Origin of the sequence: Streptomyces olivaceus (genome assembly GCF_000721235.1) — a bacterium.
GTDB lineage: Bacteria > Actinomycetota > Actinomycetes > Streptomycetales > Streptomycetaceae > Streptomyces > Streptomyces olivaceus.
Genome location: NZ_JOFH01000034.1, coordinates 19,330 through 33,940 on the forward strand (window position 1 = coordinate 19,330; position 14,611 = coordinate 33,940).

A 14,611-nucleotide genomic window follows, 5' to 3' on the forward strand; every position below is an offset into this window, starting at 1 on the left:
CGGAGCGGAGCGGCCGGTGGATAGCATCCGGTCCATGGAGCCGCAGCTGTTGCACCGGGTCGAGGACTCGGTGGCCACCGTCACAGTCCATCATCCGGCCAAGCGCAACGCCATGACGGCCGCGATGTGGCGGGCCCTGCCCGAACTCCTGGACGCCCTGGCGGCCGACCCCGGGGTACGGGCGCTGGTGCTCACCGGCGAGGGCGCGACGTTCTGCGCGGGGGCCGACATCTCGACCCTGCGCGAGTCGGCCGAGGAGGCCCAGCAGCTGGCGGTACGGGCCGAGGAGGCCCTCGCCGCCTTCCCCAAGCCCACGCTCGCGGCGGTCAGGGGGCACTGCGTGGGCGGCGGCGTGCAGTTGGCGGCGGCCTGCGACCTGCGTTTCGCCGGGCGGTCCGCGCTGTTCGGGGTGACCCCGGCCAAGCTGGGGGTCGTGTACGCGGCGTCCGCCACCCGGCGGCTGGTGACGCTGACGGGGCCGTCCACCGCGAAGTACCTGCTGTTCAGCGGCGAGTTGATCGACGCCTCGCGGGCGCTGCGCACCGGCCTGGTGGACGAGGTGCTGCCGGAGGACGAACTGGACGAGCGGGTGTCGCGGTTCACCCGGGTCCTGGCCTCCCGTTCCCTGCTGACGCAGGCCGCGGCGAAGGAGTTCGCTGACGGGCGCACGGACCGGGACGCCCACTGGGCCGCACAGGCACGCGGCAGCGGCGACACCGCGGAGGGGGTCGCCGCCTTCCTGGAGCGCCGGGAGCCGCGTTTCGGCTGGACCGCGGCTACGCCGGGGTGAACCGGCTCCCGTCACGCAGGGCCTCGACGAGATGCGCGGGTGCCTTGTCCGGGGACCCGGCGTCGTAGGGCGGCTGCGGGTCGTACTCCGTCATCAGCTGGACGGCCCGGGCGTGGTCGTCGCCCGCGATCCGGCCGAGCAGGGTCAGGCCCATGTCGATGCCGGAGGAGACACCGGCCGCGGTGACGTACTTGCCGTCGGTGACCACCCGCCGGCCGGTCGCCTCTACCCCGTAGCCCTCCAGGAGACCGAGTGCCAGCCAGTGCGAGGTGGCGCGGCGGCCGGCCAGCAGTCCCGCGGCGGCGAGCAGCAGGGAGCCGGTGCAGACGGACGTCGTCCAGGTGCTGGTGGCGTCGGCGGCGCGCAGCCAGTCCAGCAGGGTCGCGTTCTCCATCTGCGCGGTCTGCCCGGGACCGCCCGGGACGACGACGATGTCGGGGTCCGGCACGTCGGCCAGGGTCCGGTCGGCGGTGAGCGCGAGGTTTCCGGTGTCGGTGCGGACGGGGCCGGTCCGTTCGGCGACGAACACGGTCTCCGAGTCGGGCAGGCGGCCGAGGGTCTCGTACGGGCCCACGGCGTCCAGGGCGGTGAAGCGGTCGAAGAGGACGATGGCGATACGCATGTCACTCGCTCCCTGTCTCGGTCATTCTGTTTCCTCGTTCCGTCGTTCGGGCATGCGCTCTTCCGTTGTTGGGGCATTCGGGCATTCGGGCGCGCGGTCCTGACCGATCGGTCAGGCGCCGTTCAGGAGGCGGGCGCGGGGCGGAAGCGGCGGCGGTACTCGGCGGGAGAGGCGCCGAGGGCCTTGACGAAGGCGCGGCGCATGGCCTCCGGCGTTCCGTAGCCGCTGGCGCGGGAGACGCCCTCGACGCCGTCGCCGCCGTCCTCCAGCAGCCGCCGGGCGTGTTCGAGCCGGACCCGGTCGACGTACCGGCCGGGGGTGGTGCCGGTCTCCGCCTGGAAGGCGCGGGCGAAGTGGCGGGGCGACAGACCGGCCCGGGCGGCGAGGGACTCCACGGACAGGTCCGCGCCCGGGTGCTCCGTGATCCACTGCTGCAGGTGCCGAAGCGGCTCCCGTCGTGCGGTCTGGACGGCCAGCTGCGCGCTGAACTGGGCCTGGTTCCCCGGCCTGCGCAGGAACACCACCAGATGGCGGGCGACGGCCAGCGCGGCGTCCCGCCCCAGGTCCTCCTCCACCAGCGCGAGGGCGAGGTCGATACCGGAGGTCACGCCCGCGGACGTGGCCACCCGCCCGTCGCGGATGTAGATCGGGTCGGGGTCGACCGCCACGGCCGGGTGGTCGCGCGCGAGCCGGTCGCTGTAGGCCCAGTGGGTGGTGGCGCGGCGGCCGTCCAGAAGACCGGCCCGGGCGAGCAGGATCGCGCCGGTGCAGACGGAGACCAGCCGCCGGGCGCGCGGTCCGTGCTCGCGCACCCAGTCGGTCAGCCGCGGGTCGGCGTCCCTGGTGCCCTGCCCGCCGGGCACGACCAGGGTGTGCGCCTCCGGCGCGTCGGCGAGCGCCTGATCCGGTACGACGGTCAGACCGCTGGACGTGCGCACGGGCGCCCCGTCCAGGGAGGCCGTCCGGATGCGGTACGTGCCCGGTGTGTGCTGTTCGGCACCCGCGAAGACCTCCACGGGACCGGTGACGTCGAGACTCTGGACCCGATCGAAGAGGACGAAAAGGACGGTTCGCTGCGCCATGCCCACGATTCTTCGCCCTCCGACCGAGGGCCGCAATGACGAATAACCCACCTTTCCTGCCATGCCGCACGCGCCCTGGGGGGCGTACTGAGCGGTTGGTAACCTGCGCGGCATGACAACCCACGCCACCGATGCCGTCACGGACACGCGCGCCGGCCGCCGCTGCCACAACGCGCTCAACTCCCTGCACTCGACGCATTACTTCTCGCCCGACCTGGGCCGGGAGCTGGGCGCCCTCGGGGTCACCGACCCGCGGGCGGTCAACTTCGCGGCGCGCGCCGCCGCGCTGGGACCGGTGGGCGCCGGCGCGGTGACCGCCGCGTTCTACAACTACAAGCACGATCTCGTCGCCCGGCACGTCCCCGCCGTGTGGGAGACGGTCACCCCCAACCAGGCTCTCGCGGCACGCGCGCGTGCCGTCGACGCGACCCTGCGCCGGCTGCTGGGCGAGGAGGTCCTGGCCTCCGCGGAGCTGGCCGAGGCGGCCGGCCTCGCCCTGCGCGCCGCCGAGGGCTGTTCGCGCAGCGGCCGCCCGCTCTACTCGGCCCACGCGGACCTGCCGGTGCCCGACGCGCCGCACCTGGCCCTCTGGCACGCGGCGACCCTGCTGCGCGAGCACCGCGGCGACGGCCACCTCGCCGCCCTGCTGGCCGCCGGCCTGGACGGTCTGGAGGCGCTGGTGACGCACACCGCGACCGGCAAGGGCATGGCCCCCAAGTGGATCTTCCGCACCCGGGGCTGGAGCAGGGAGGAGTGGGACGCCGCGGCGGACCGGCTGCGCGGGCGCGGGCTGCTCGACGAGGCCGGCGCGCCGACCGAGGAGGGCACGGCGCTGCGCGCCGCGGTGGAGCGGGAGACGGACAAGCTGGACGCCGCCCCCTACGCCCACCTCGGACCGGCGGGTGTGGCACGCCTGACGGAACTCGGAACGGGCTTCGCGCGCAAGGCACTCGGCGCGGGCGCCTTCCCGGCGGACCTGATCGGCACGAGCTGACGCCGGCGCGGCCCGCGACGGCGGCCTGCGCCGGCGACGAGGACACGCCCGGCGGACGAACGGGCATGCCGGGCCGGTCCGGAGGTACCCGTACCGCGCCCGGCCGGAGGGGCCGGGCGGACGAAAGGGGCTTCTCGTGTTCCGTGCCATCGCAGACGTACTGCGCCAGATCGGTGGCGCAGTCGCCACCGTGGTGACGCTTCCCTTCCGGGCGCTGGCCCGGCTTTTCGGCGGTGCCTCGTCCACCGCCCGGGGCCGCGGGGTCTGACCCGGGGCCCTCGGCGGCCGTCCGGTCCGACCGGCCCGGACGGCCGCCCTGATCCCCGTTTGTCGGTGCCGCCTGCCACAATTGCCGCGCAACCCAGTGAGAAGGCGGTACGGGATCGTGACGACAGCCGGGTCCAGCGCGGCCATCGACGCAAGGTCGATCGAGAGCAGGATCGCCGAGGAACTCGGCGTACGGGAGCGGCAGGTGAAGGCCGCGGTGGAGCTGCTCGACGGCGGCTCCACGGTGCCCTTCATCGCGCGCTACCGCAAGGAAGCGACCGAGATGCTCGACGACGCGCAGTTGCGCACGCTCGAGGAGCGGCTGCGTTACCTGCGGGAGCTGGAGGAGCGGCGGACCGCGATCCTCGACTCGGTGCGCGAGCAGGGCAAGCTCACCGAGGAGCTCCAGGCGCGTATCCGCGGCGCGGAGACCAAGGCGCGCCTGGAGGACATCTACCTGCCGTACAAGCCGAAGCGGCGGACCAAGGCGCAGATCGCGCGCGAGGCGGGCCTGGAGCCGCTGGCCGAGGGCCTGCTCGCCGACGCGACGGTCGAACCCCTCGCCGCGGCGGCCGCGTTCGTGGACGCCGACAAGGGGGTCGCCGATCCGCAGGCCGCGCTGGACGGGGCCCGGTCGATCCTCACCGAGAAGTTCTCGGAGGACGCCGACCTGATCGGCGAGCTGCGGGAGCGGATGTGGGGGCGCGGGCGGCTCGCCGCCCGGGTGAAGGACGGCAAGGAGGAGGCCGGCGCCAAGTTCGCCGACTACTTCGACTTCGCCGAGCCGTTCACCGCGCTGCCCTCGCACCGGATCCTCGCGATGCTGCGCGGCGAGAAGGAGGACGTGCTCGACCTGGTCCTGGAGCCCGAGGAGGCCACGGACGGGCCGTCGTCGTACGAGGCCATCGTCGCGAGCCGGTTCGGGATCGCCGACCGCGGCCGGCCCGCCGACAAGTGGCTCGGGGACACCGTCCGCTGGGCCTGGCGCACTCGCATCCTGGTCCACCTCGGCATCGACCTCAGGCTGCGGCTGCGCACGGCCGCCGAGGACGAGGCCGTCGACGTCTTCGCAGCCAACCTGCGCGACCTGCTGCTGGCCGCCCCGGCCGGCACCCGCGCGACGCTCGGCCTTGACCCCGGTTTCCGTACGGGCGTGAAGGTCGCCGTGGTCGACGCCACCGGCAAGGTCGTGGCCACCGACGTGATCCATCCGCACGTCCCGGCCAACCGGTGGGACGAGGCGATCGCCAAGCTGGCCCGGCTCGCCGGGGAGCACGCCGTCGACCTGATCGCCATCGGCAACGGCACGGCGTCGCGCGAGACGGACAATCTCGCCGGGGAGCTCATCACCAGGCACCCCGAGCTGAAGCTCACCAAGGTGATGGTGTCCGAGGCGGGGGCCTCCGTGTACTCGGCCTCCGCCTTCGCCTCCCAGGAGCTGCCGGACATGGACGTCTCGCTGCGCGGCGCGGTGTCGATCGCCCGGCGCCTGCAGGACCCGCTGGCGGAGCTGGTGAAGATCGACCCGAAGTCCATCGGCGTGGGTCAGTACCAGCACGACCTGTCCGAGGTGAAGCTGTCGCGCTCGCTGGACGCGGTCGTCGAGGACTGTGTGAACGGCGTGGGCGTCGACGTCAACACGGCGTCGGCCCCGCTGCTCTCCCGCGTCTCCGGCGTCACCTCCGGCCTCGCCGAGAACATCGTCGCCCACCGGGACGCGAACGGGCCGTTCGCCTCCCGCACCGAGCTGAAGAAGGTGTCGCGGCTCGGCCCGAAGGCGTACGAGCAGTGCGCGGGCTTCCTGCGGATCCGGGGCGGCGACGACCCGCTGGACGCGTCCAGCGTGCACCCGGAGGCGTATCCGGTGGTGCGCAGGATGGTGCGGACCGCCGGGCAGGAGGTGGGCGGGCTGATCGGCAACACGGCCGTGCTGCGCTCGCTCAGGCCGGACGCGTTCGTGGACGAGACGTTCGGACTGCCGACGGTCACGGACATCCTCAAGGAGCTGGAGAAGCCGGGGCGCGACCCGCGGCCCGCGTTCAGGACGGCCAGCTTCAAGGAAGGCGTGGAGAAGATCGGCGACCTGTCGTCCGGGATGGTGCTGGAGGGCGTCGTCACGAACGTCGCCGCGTTCGGGGCCTTCGTGGACGTCGGTGTGCACCAGGACGGGCTGGTGCACGTGTCCGCCATGTCGAAGACGTTCGTGAAGGACCCGCGGGACGTGGCCAAGCCCGGGGACATCGTCAAGGTGAAGGTGCTCGACGTCGACATCCCGCGCAAGCGGATCTCGTTGACCCTGCGGTTGGACGACGAGGCGGCTCCGCAGGGTGCGCAGGGGGCGCAGGGCCTCCGCGGTGAGCAGAAGCGGGAGCGGGGCGGGAAGCCGCCCAGGCAGCGGCAGCAGCGGGGGTCCGCCGGCGGGGGCGGGAAGGGGCGGTCCTCGGCCGGGGGCGCCGCTCCGGCCAACGGGGCGATGGCCGACGCGTTGCGGCGGGCCGGCCTCGCGTAGGTACCGGGCGGACACGATCGCCCGCAGCGGCGGCGCACCGCCCGCCGCTACGCGGAGGTCTCCGTGACCTTGCCGTCCGTCACCTCCAGGCGGCGGGTCACGTCGACCGCGTCGAGCATGCGGCGGTCGTGGGTCACCAGGAGGAGGGTGCCCTCGTAGGCGTCCAGGGCCGATTCCAGCTGCTCGATGGCCGGGAGGTCCAGGTGGTTGGTCGGCTCGTCCAGGACCAGCAGGTTGACGCCGCTGCCCTGGAGGAGGGCGAGGGCCGCCCTGGTGCGTTCGCCGGGTGAGAGGGTCGAGGCCGGGCGCATGACGTGGTCGGCCTTGAGGGCGAACTTGGCCAGGAGGGTGCGGACGTCCGCCGGGTCCGTGTCGGGGACGGCGGCGCGGAAGGCGTCCAGCAGGGCCTCCGGGCCGTGGAAGAGCTTGCGGGCCTGGTCGACCTCGCCGAGCAGGACGCCGGAGCCGAGCGCCGCGTGTCCGGCGTCGAGCGGGACGCGGCCCAGGAGGGCGCCGAGGAGGGTGGACTTGCCCGCGCCGTTGGCGCCCGTCACCGCCACCCGGTCCGCCCAGTCGATCTGGAGGGAGACCGGTCCGAGCGTGAAGTCGCCGCGCCGGACCTCCGCGTCGCGCAGGGTGGCGACCACCGCCCCCGAGCGGGGCGCCGAGGCGATCTCCATACGCAGCTCCCACTCCTTGCGCGGCTCCTCGACGGTCTCCAGGCGTTCGATCATGCGCTGGGTCTGACGGGCCTTGGCGGCCTGCTTCTCGCTGGCCTCGCTGCGGAACTTGCGGCCGATCTTGTCGTTGTCCCCCGCCTTGCGCCGCGCGTTCTTGACGCCCTTGTCCATCCAGGAACGCTGCGTCTGGGCGCGGTCCTGGAGAGCGGCGCGCTTGTCCGCGTACTCCTCGTACTCGTCGCGGGCGTGCCGGCGGGCCACCGCGCGTTCCTCCAGGTACGCGTCGTAGCCGCCGCCGTAGAGGTTGATCTGCCGCTGGGCGAGGTCCAGTTCGAGAACCTTGGTGACGGTGCGGGTGAGGAACTCGCGGTCGTGGCTGACCACGACGGTGCCGGCGCGCAGGCCGGTCACGAAGTGTTCGAGGCGCTCCAGGCCGTCCAGGTCGAGGTCGTTGGTCGGCTCGTCGAGCAGGAAGACGTCGTAGCGGGACAGGAGGAGGGAGGCGAGAGAGGCGCGGGCCGCCTGACCGCCGGACAGGGAGGTCATCGGCTGGTCCGGGCCGACGGCCAGGCCAAGGGAGCCGGCCACCTCCTCGGCCCGCTCGTCGAGGTCGGCGCCGCCCAGGGCCAGCCAGCGCTCCAGGCTCGTCGCATAGGCGTCGTCGGCGCCGGGAGCGCCGTCGACCAGGGCCTGGGTGGCGTCGTCCATGGCGCGCTGGGCCTCGGTGACGCCGGTGCGGCGGGCCAGGAACGCCCGGACGCTCTCGCCCGGCCTGCGGTCGGGCTCCTGCGGGAGGTGGCCGACGGTGGCGGTCGGCGGGGACAGGCGCAGGTCGCCCTGTTCGGGTGCGGTGAGGCCGGCGAGCAGGCGCAGGAGGGTGGACTTGCCGGCGCCGTTGGCTCCGACGAGTCCGATGACGTCGCCGGGGGCGACGACGAGGTCGAGCCCGGTGAACAGGGAGCGGTCGCCGTGGCCGGCGGCGAGGTTCTTGGCGACGAGGGTGGCAGTCATCAGACGGTAGATCCTAGACGTTGCCCGCGCTCCGCCCGGTCCGGCCGTGGCGTGATCCGCCGGACAGGCCTTACGGTCCCGGTGTGGAAACCGAACTGGATGACGAGGTCGTCGTGGTCGGCGGCGGCGTGATCGGGCTGACGACCGCCGTCGTGCTCGCCGAGCGCGGCAGACGGGTACGGCTGTGGACCCGGGAGCCCGTGGAACGGACCACCTCGGTGGTCGCGGGCGGACTGTGGTGGCCGTACCGCATCGAGCCGGTCGCGCTGGCGCAGACGTGGGCGCTGCGTTCCCTGGACGTGTACGAGGAGTTGGCGGCCCGTCCCGACCGGACGGGCGTGCGCCTGGTCGAAGGGGTGCTCGGCGAGACCGGCCCGGACGAGGTGGGCGCCTGGGCCTCCACCCGGCTGCCGGGGCTGCGCGCGTCGACGGCCGCGGAGTACGCGGGTCGGGGGCTCTGGGCGCGGCTGCCCCTCATCGACATGTCGACTCACCTGCCGTGGCTGCGTGAGCGGCTGGTGGCGGCGGGCGGGGTGGTCGAGACGCGTGCGGTGGCCGACCTGGGCGGGATCCGGGCGCCGGTCGTGGTCAACTGCACGGGACTGGGCGCCCGGGACCTGGTGCCGGACGCGGCGGTGCGCCCGGTGCGGGGGCAGCTGGTCGTCGTCGAGAACCCCGGTGTCCGGACCTGGCTGGTCTCGGCCGACCGGGCCTCGGGGACGACGACGTACTTCCTTCCGCAGCCCGGCCGGCTCCTGCTGGGCGGGACGGCCGAGGAGGACGACTGGTCCGCAGAGCCCGACCCCCGGGTCGCGGAGGCGATCGTGCGCCGGTGCGCGGAGCTGCGGCCGGAGATCGCCGGGGCGCGGGTGCTCCGGCATCTGGTGGGGCTGCGGCCGGCCCGGCACGCGGTGCGGCTGGAGCGCGAGACGCTGCCGGACGGGCGGCTGCTCGTGCACAACTACGGTCACGGCGGTGCGGGCGTGACCGTGGCCTGGGGCTGCGCCCAGGAGGCCGCCGGGCTGGCCGGCCTCCGGGAGGGCCGGGAGAACTGACAGAGGCGGGCGATCGAGGTCCGGGCCCCGTTCAGGGGGTCCGCCCTCGATCGCCCGCCTCCCGCGTCCGCCGGCGCGGCCGGGTCACCGTCCCGGCCGATCGGTGCGTACGTCAGTCGTGGTGACCGATCGGGTCGCCCTCCACGTCCGTGCCGGGGCCCGGGCCGATCCGGATCTCGTACTCGCCCTCGTACCGCTTGTGGCCCTCGATGACGGCCAGTCCGACGGCTTCGGACGCCATCTCGCCGCGCACGATGAGCGGGTCACGGCGCAGGTCGCGCATGAGCGCGACGCACATGAAGATCATCACGATGACGAAGGGCGCCGCCGCGAGGATCGTGAGGTTCTGCAGACCGGTGAGCGCGTCCGCCTCGCCGCTGCCGATCAGCAGCATGATCGCGGCGACCGCACCGGTCACCACGCCCCAGAAGATCACGGTCCAGCGGCTGGGTTCCAGCGCGCCCTTCTGCGAGAGGGTGCCCATCACGATGGAGGCCGCGTCGGCGCCCGAGACGAAGAAGATGCCGACGAGGATCATCACCAGCAGGCTGCTGGCCGTGGCGATGGGGTACTCCTGCAGCACGGCGAAGAGCCGGCCCTCGGGACTGGTGTCGTCGCCCAGCCGGTTCTGCTCCTGCAGCTTCATGGCCGAGCCGCCGAAGATCGCGAACCAGATCAGGCTGACCACGCTGGGGATGAGGATGACGCCGCCGATGAACTGGCGGATGGTCCGGCCCCGGCTGATACGGGCGATGAACATGCCGACGAAGGGCGTCCAGGAGATCCACCACGCCCAGTAGAAGACCGTCCAGCTGCCCAGCCAGTCGGCGACGCCCTCGCCGCCGCTGATCTCGGTCCGGCCGGCCAGCGCGGGCAGGTCGCCGAGGAAGCCGAAGATCGACGTCGGCAGCAGGTCCAGGATGAGGATGGTCGGGCCCGCGACGAAGACGAACACGGCGAGCAGCAGCGCCAGCACCATGTTGGTGTTGGACAGCCACTGGATGCCCTTCTCGACGCCGGAGATCGCGGAGGCCACGAACGCCACCGTCAGCACCGCGATGATGCCGACCAGGAGTCCGGTGCTGACCTTGTCCATCCAGTCGAGCTTCTCGATGCCGGAGCCGATCTGGAGCGCGCCGAGGCCGAGGGAGGCCGCGGAGCCGAAGATCGTCGCGATGATGGCCAGGATGTCGATGACCCGGCCGCTGGCGCCGTTGGCGTGCTTCTCGCCGATGAGCGGGGTGAACACGGCACTTATGGTCTGCCTGCGGCGCCGGCGGAAGGTGCTGTAGGCGATGCCGAGTCCGACCACCGCGTAGATCGCCCACGGGTGGAGCGTCCAGTGGAACAGCGTGGTGGCCATGGCCGTTTCCATGCTCTCGCCGGAGTCGGCGGGGCTGGTGCCGGGCGGGGCCGTCGTGTAGTGCGCCAGCGGCTCGCTGACGCCCCAGAACATCAGGCCGATGCCCATGCCCGCGCTGAACATCATGGCGATCCACGACACGGTGCGGAACTCGGGCTCCTCGCCCTCGGCGCCGAGGTGGATGCGGCCGTAGCGGCTGGCCGCGAGCCAGAGGGCGAAGACCACGAAGCCGGAGGCGGCGAGGGTGAACGCCCAGCCGCCGTTGTGCATCAGTCCACCGAGCATGCTGCTGGAGGCGTCCTCCAGCGAGTCGGTGGCGACGGCGCCCCAGACGACGAAGGCGAGGGTCAGAGCGGCCGTGACACCGAAGACGATGCGGTCGGTCCGGGGCTTGTGCTCATGCCCGGGCAGGCCTGCTTCCGAGCCCGGCAGCGTCCCCCTCTCGTGTTCCTCGTCGCTCGGTCGCTCACTTGGTCGCTCACTTGGTCGATCCTGCGTCACGGGCGGCACCTTTCAAGTAGGTCAGGCCGAAAATAGTCCTCCGCCGCCCCAGGACCGCGCACGACGCGCAACTCACCTTCTCAGCAGTGGGTCTCCGGTTCCCCCGCCGTAAGGTGGTACGTCGCCCGCTCGTCCAGGAGCAGTGGCACCAGCGCCCGCAGCGGCTGGCGCAGCGGTACATAGGCGCCCTCCTCCCCGGTCGGACGCACATGTACACCGTGTAGCGCGAGTTCATCCCGAAAGTCTGTGTACTGGGCAGACGTCAGCCGGTAGCCGCAGGGCGGGTCCTGGACGATATCAGCGGGTCCGGCCGGATCGTTGTCCGCGCCGCCGAGGTACACCGGCCCCCTGTCCGCGGCTCCGGCCCGCCGGGCCGCACCGGTCGCCGCCTCGACCTGTGCGCGCCGCCGGTCGGCGAAGCGGAACACGCCGTCCAGGGCCGCGAGCTGGGAGTCCACCCGGCGCCGGTGGTTGAAAGCCGGGTCCTCGCGCTCGGCGTCCGTGAGGGCGTCGACCCGGCTCTCGACGAGCAGGCCGACCGCGTGCTTCACGCCGGACATGTTCCGCAGGATGCGTTCCTGCCCGTCTCCGGCGGTCTGCTCGACCGGCTCTCCGGTGACGGGGTCGGTCCAGATGCCGTAGGTGCCGGTCGAGTGGCCGGCGCGCTCGGCGGCGGGCCGGACGTAGGCCCCGGAGAGCGTCCGCGCCTCGCCGTGGACCCGCGGGTCGGTGTTGAGGTTGCGGGGCCAGAGGTCGAAGAGGTCCTTGTCGTAGTACGGGGGTGTGGCGCCGTACTCGTGCAGGTCGTACAGGACGTCGGGGTGCCGGTCACGGACGACGGCGGCCAGGGCGCGGGCCTCGGCCGTCGCGAGGGCGAGGTGGTCGCGGTTGACGTCGACGCCGTCGCTGTTGCCGCGGGTGCCGGCGGCGCGGCCGTCCGGGTTGGCCGTGGGCACGACCAGCACGGCGGTGCGGGTCAGAAAGCGCCGGGTGGCGCGGTCCGTGGCGTACGCCAGGTCGCGGACGGTGGACAGGCAGGCCTCGCGGCCGGCGGGCTCGTTGCCGTGCTGGCTGCACACGAGGAGCACCTTGTTGGGCGCGGTGGGTCTGCCGATGGTCACGAGGCGGAGGGGGCGGTTCTGCTTGGTGGTGCCGATGCGGTCGACGCCGACCCGGTCGCTCGCCCGGTCGGCCGCGGCGAGGAGGGCCTGCTCCTCGGGCTGGGTGGTCCAGCGGGCGCCGTGCGTCTGCTCGAAGCCGGTGCGGGGCGGAGGGTGCGCGGCGTCGGCGGCGTGGGCCGGCGCGGTGATCAGGGACGCGGCTAGGGTCTGTCTGACAATTCCCGTCGTCGCCCGAAGGGCGGCCTCGCGGCGTCAGGTGCGTGCTCTCGGCGTGCCGGGCGTCGACCGGCGTACTGGTTGTACGTGCGGCGTGTCGGCGTGTCGGCGTGTCGGCGTCAGGATCCCCTGTTGAGGGGGCGGCGGGCCGTGCGGCGCGTGCGTACCGGCATGCGCGGGACGGTACATCCGCCGACTCCCGCGCAGAAGGGGGCGCGGCGGGGCCGATGACGGCCGGATGGCGATCGTGTGACGGAGGTGACCATGGACATGACGGTGCGTGCAGGGGCCGAATAGGCTCCGAACAGACCATCGTGCCCTTACGACTTGGAGCTTTCGTGCACCGCAGATTCATCGTGCCGGGCGCACTGGGCGCCGCCACCCTCATGCTGGCGATCCCCGCGTCGGCGGCGGCCCACTCCCCCGGCGCTCCGGGCATCGGCGACCCCTACTACCCGGCCTACGGCAACGGCGGATACGACGTCTCGCACTACGACCTGCGCCTGAAGTACCAGCCGGACACCGACCGGCTGGAGGGGACGGCGACGATCCTGGCCCGCACGACCGAGGACCTGTCGCGGTTCGACCTCGACTTCCTGCTGGACGTCGGCGAGGTGCGGGTGAACGGTGCGAAGGCGTCGTTCACGACCTCGGGCGAGCAGGAGCTGGAGATCACCCCGGCGAAGCCGCTGGACAAGGACACGCCGCTCACCGTGATCGTCCGCTACAGCGGTGTGCCGTCCTCGAAGCAGGCGTTCGGCTTCACCAGCTGGCACCGCACCCCGGACGGCGGGATCGCCGCGAACGAGCCCGAGGCCGCCGCGTGGTGGTTCCCGAGCAACGACCACCCGCTGGACAAGGCCACCTACGACGTGTCGGTGCAGGTTCCGGACGGCACCCAGGCGATCTCCAACGGCACCCTCCAGTCGACGAGTTCACGGCTGGGCTGGACCCACTGGAACTGGCGCTCGGCCCAGCCGCAGGCCACCTACCTCGCCACCCTGGCGATCGGCAGGTTCGACCTCACCACCGGCACCACCGAGGGCGGCATCCCGGTCGTCAACGCCTACAGCGAGGACCTGGGCCCGAACGACGGTGCGGCGCGGGCCAGCGTGGAGCGGACCGGGGAGGTGGCCGACTGGCTGAGCGGGTACTTCGGGCCCTACCCCTACGACGCGCTGGGCGGTTACGTGCCGAACACGGACACCGGGTTCGCGCTGGAGACGCAGACCCGGCCCTTCTACAGCCCCCGGCAGTTCGCGAACGGGTCGAACGTGTCCGTCGTCGTGCACGAGCTGGCGCACCAGTGGTACGGCGACCTGGTCTCCCTGCGCGGCTGGAAGGACATCTGGATCAACGAGGGCTTCGCGCGGTACGCCCAGTGGCTGTGGTCCGAGCACGAGGGCGAGGGCACGGCGCAGGAGCTGGCGGACTACACGTACGCCTCGTACCCGGCCGACGACCCGTTCTGGACGGTGAAGCCCGGTGATCCCGGGCCGGAGAACCAGTTCGACACCGCCGTCTACGACCGGGGCGCGCTCGCCGTCCAGGCACTGCGCAACGAGATCGGGGACGACGCCTTCTTCACCGTGCTGAAGGGATGGCCCGCGAAGTACGCGCACGGCAACGCGTCGGTCGCGGACTTCCAGCGGTATGCCGAGGAGGTGTCCGGCAAGCCGCTGGCCGCGCTGTTCGACACCTGGCTGTTCCAGCCGTCGAAGCCGGACGCGGCGGCCGCCCGCGCGCAGTCCCTCGCGAAGCCGTCCGGGACGCCCGCCCAGCCCCGTTCGTGGCGGAAGATCGCCGCGACGAACGACGTCCACGACCACGGGCACTGACACCCCCTATGCGCTGTCCCCGTGGTCGTAGACGGTCACGGGGACACCGCGTCCCGCCAGGCGCTCGCCGATCAGCGGCTCGACGCGGGACCACTTGCCGCCGGCGAGGCCGCAGCCTATGCGGGGCATGTGCACGGACGCCCCCAGCTCGATCGCCCGGTCGGCCAGGCGACCCAGGGCCGTGTCGATGGCCTCGTAGCGCACGGGGACGCCCTTGCTGCCGGTCCGCATGCCGCGCTGGCCGATCATGTTGGCCACCCACACGTAGGTCTCGACCCGGACCAGCTGGATCGCGCCGAGCCCGAAGTCGTTGGCCGCGCGGTCGCGGTGCCAGGCGCGGTAGGCCGCCTCCGGCTCGGGCCACCGGCGGGAAACGGCCAGGACGAAGCCCTTGCCCCAGCCGCCGAGGTCGTTGCAGACGTGGGCGATCACCTTGACGCCCTTGACCGACGGCACGGTGGCGTCTCCCCGGACATACCTGATCTCCGACATGGCACCACCGTAGAGACCGCCACTGACAGCGGTCCGCGCGTTTTCGTGCCGCTCCGCACCGGCTGCCCGG

The 14,611-nt window shown here is 72.9% G+C and carries 12 protein-coding genes; 6 read left to right on the top strand and 6 right to left on the bottom strand.

What is annotated here, in order from left to right; all coding sequences use genetic code 11:
* The first annotated feature begins 34 nt into the window (after window positions 1-34).
* Window positions 35-790, top strand: a complete 756-nt coding sequence (locus IG94_RS0130625; RefSeq protein WP_031044623.1) for an enoyl-CoA hydratase/isomerase family protein — start codon at window positions 35-37, stop codon at window positions 788-790.
* Here IG94_RS0130625 and IG94_RS0130630 read toward each other — a convergent pair.
* On the bottom strand, window positions 777-1,412 hold the full coding sequence (locus tag IG94_RS0130630) for a DJ-1/PfpI family protein (protein ID WP_031044625.1): 636 nt from the start codon (window positions 1,410-1,412) through the stop codon (window positions 777-779). The two genes, IG94_RS0130625 and IG94_RS0130630, sit on opposite strands and share 14 nt — an antisense overlap.
* Window positions 1,413-1,534: 122 nt before the next feature.
* Window positions 1,535-2,494, bottom strand: coding sequence for a GlxA family transcriptional regulator (locus IG94_RS0130635; protein WP_031044628.1), 960 nt, complete (start codon window positions 2,492-2,494; stop codon window positions 1,535-1,537).
* A gap of 112 nt (window positions 2,495-2,606) precedes the next feature.
* Here IG94_RS0130635 and IG94_RS0130640 point away from each other — a divergent pair, with 112 nt between their 5' ends.
* The 3 genes from IG94_RS0130640 to IG94_RS0130650 all read left to right on the top strand — a co-directional run bounded on the left by IG94_RS0130640 (window position 2,607) and on the right by IG94_RS0130650 (window position 6,264).
* Entirely contained in the window at window positions 2,607-3,488 is an 882-nt protein-coding gene (locus tag IG94_RS0130640; protein WP_031044632.1) for an SCO6745 family protein, read from the top strand.
* 136 nt (window positions 3,489-3,624) lie between these two features.
* The gene (locus IG94_RS44125; RefSeq protein ID WP_252103562.1) at window positions 3,625-3,756 is read left to right on the top strand and encodes an LPFR motif small protein; all 132 of its coding nucleotides are present in this window, start codon (window positions 3,625-3,627) and stop codon (window positions 3,754-3,756) included.
* Between the two features lie 117 nt (window positions 3,757-3,873).
* Window positions 3,874-6,264 carry a Tex family protein gene (locus IG94_RS0130650; RefSeq protein ID WP_031044635.1) on the top strand — a complete coding sequence of 797 codons (2,391 nt, stop codon included), beginning with the start codon at window positions 3,874-3,876 and terminating at the stop codon, window positions 6,262-6,264.
* Between the two features lie 47 nt (window positions 6,265-6,311).
* Here IG94_RS0130650 and IG94_RS0130655 read toward each other — a convergent pair whose 3' ends face one another.
* Window positions 6,312-7,955, bottom strand: coding sequence for an ABC-F family ATP-binding cassette domain-containing protein (locus tag IG94_RS0130655; protein ID WP_031044639.1), 1,644 nt, complete (start codon window positions 7,953-7,955; stop codon window positions 6,312-6,314).
* Between the two features lie 83 nt (window positions 7,956-8,038).
* Here IG94_RS0130655 and IG94_RS0130660 point away from each other — a divergent pair, with 83 nt between their 5' ends.
* Window positions 8,039-9,010 (top strand): FAD-dependent oxidoreductase, encoded by a 972-nt coding sequence (locus IG94_RS0130660; protein ID WP_031044641.1) that lies wholly within the window; start codon window positions 8,039-8,041, stop codon window positions 9,008-9,010.
* 112 nt (window positions 9,011-9,122) lie between these two features.
* On the opposite strand, the gene IG94_RS0130665 is transcribed toward IG94_RS0130660, so the two are convergent.
* Together IG94_RS0130665 and IG94_RS0130670 are read right to left on the bottom strand one after the other, a co-directional pair.
* Window positions 9,123-10,874, bottom strand: coding sequence for a BCCT family transporter (locus IG94_RS0130665; RefSeq protein ID WP_031044644.1), 1,752 nt, complete (start codon window positions 10,872-10,874; stop codon window positions 9,123-9,125).
* An 80-nt stretch (window positions 10,875-10,954) separates the two neighbouring features.
* Window positions 10,955-12,214 (bottom strand): M14 family zinc carboxypeptidase, encoded by a 1,260-nt coding sequence (locus tag IG94_RS0130670; RefSeq protein WP_031044647.1) that lies wholly within the window; start codon window positions 12,212-12,214, stop codon window positions 10,955-10,957.
* A gap of 335 nt (window positions 12,215-12,549) precedes the next feature.
* Between IG94_RS0130670 and IG94_RS0130675 the strand changes: the two genes are divergently transcribed.
* Complete coding sequence (locus IG94_RS0130675) at window positions 12,550-14,049, top strand: M1 family metallopeptidase (RefSeq protein ID WP_031044651.1); 1,500 nt, start codon at window positions 12,550-12,552, stop codon at window positions 14,047-14,049.
* A gap of 6 nt (window positions 14,050-14,055) precedes the next feature.
* On the opposite strand, the gene IG94_RS0130680 is transcribed toward IG94_RS0130675, so the two are convergent.
* Entirely contained in the window at window positions 14,056-14,541 is a 486-nt protein-coding gene (locus IG94_RS0130680; protein WP_031044652.1) for a macro domain-containing protein, read from the bottom strand.
* Between the last annotated feature and the right edge of the window lie 70 nt (window positions 14,542-14,611).

What these genes read in the sequence shown, in the direction of transcription:
- IG94_RS0130630 (WP_031044625.1), bottom strand. Translation starts at nt 1,412, where the DNA reads ATGCGTATCGCCATCGTCCTCTTCGACCGCTTCACCGCCCTGGACGCC.
- IG94_RS0130635 (WP_031044628.1), bottom strand. Translation starts at nt 2,494, where the DNA reads ATGGCGCAGCGAACCGTCCTTTTCGTCCTCTTCGATCGGGTCCAGAGT.
- IG94_RS0130655 (WP_031044639.1), bottom strand. Translation starts at nt 7,955, where the DNA reads ATGACTGCCACCCTCGTCGCCAAGAACCTCGCCGCCGGCCACGGCGAC.
- IG94_RS0130680 (WP_031044652.1), bottom strand. Translation starts at nt 14,541, where the DNA reads ATGTCGGAGATCAGGTATGTCCGGGGAGACGCCACCGTGCCGTCGGTC.
- IG94_RS0130640 (WP_031044632.1), top strand. Translation starts at nt 2,607, where the DNA reads ATGACAACCCACGCCACCGATGCCGTCACGGACACGCGCGCCGGCCGC.
- IG94_RS0130625 (WP_031044623.1), top strand. Translation starts at nt 35, where the DNA reads ATGGAGCCGCAGCTGTTGCACCGGGTCGAGGACTCGGTGGCCACCGTC.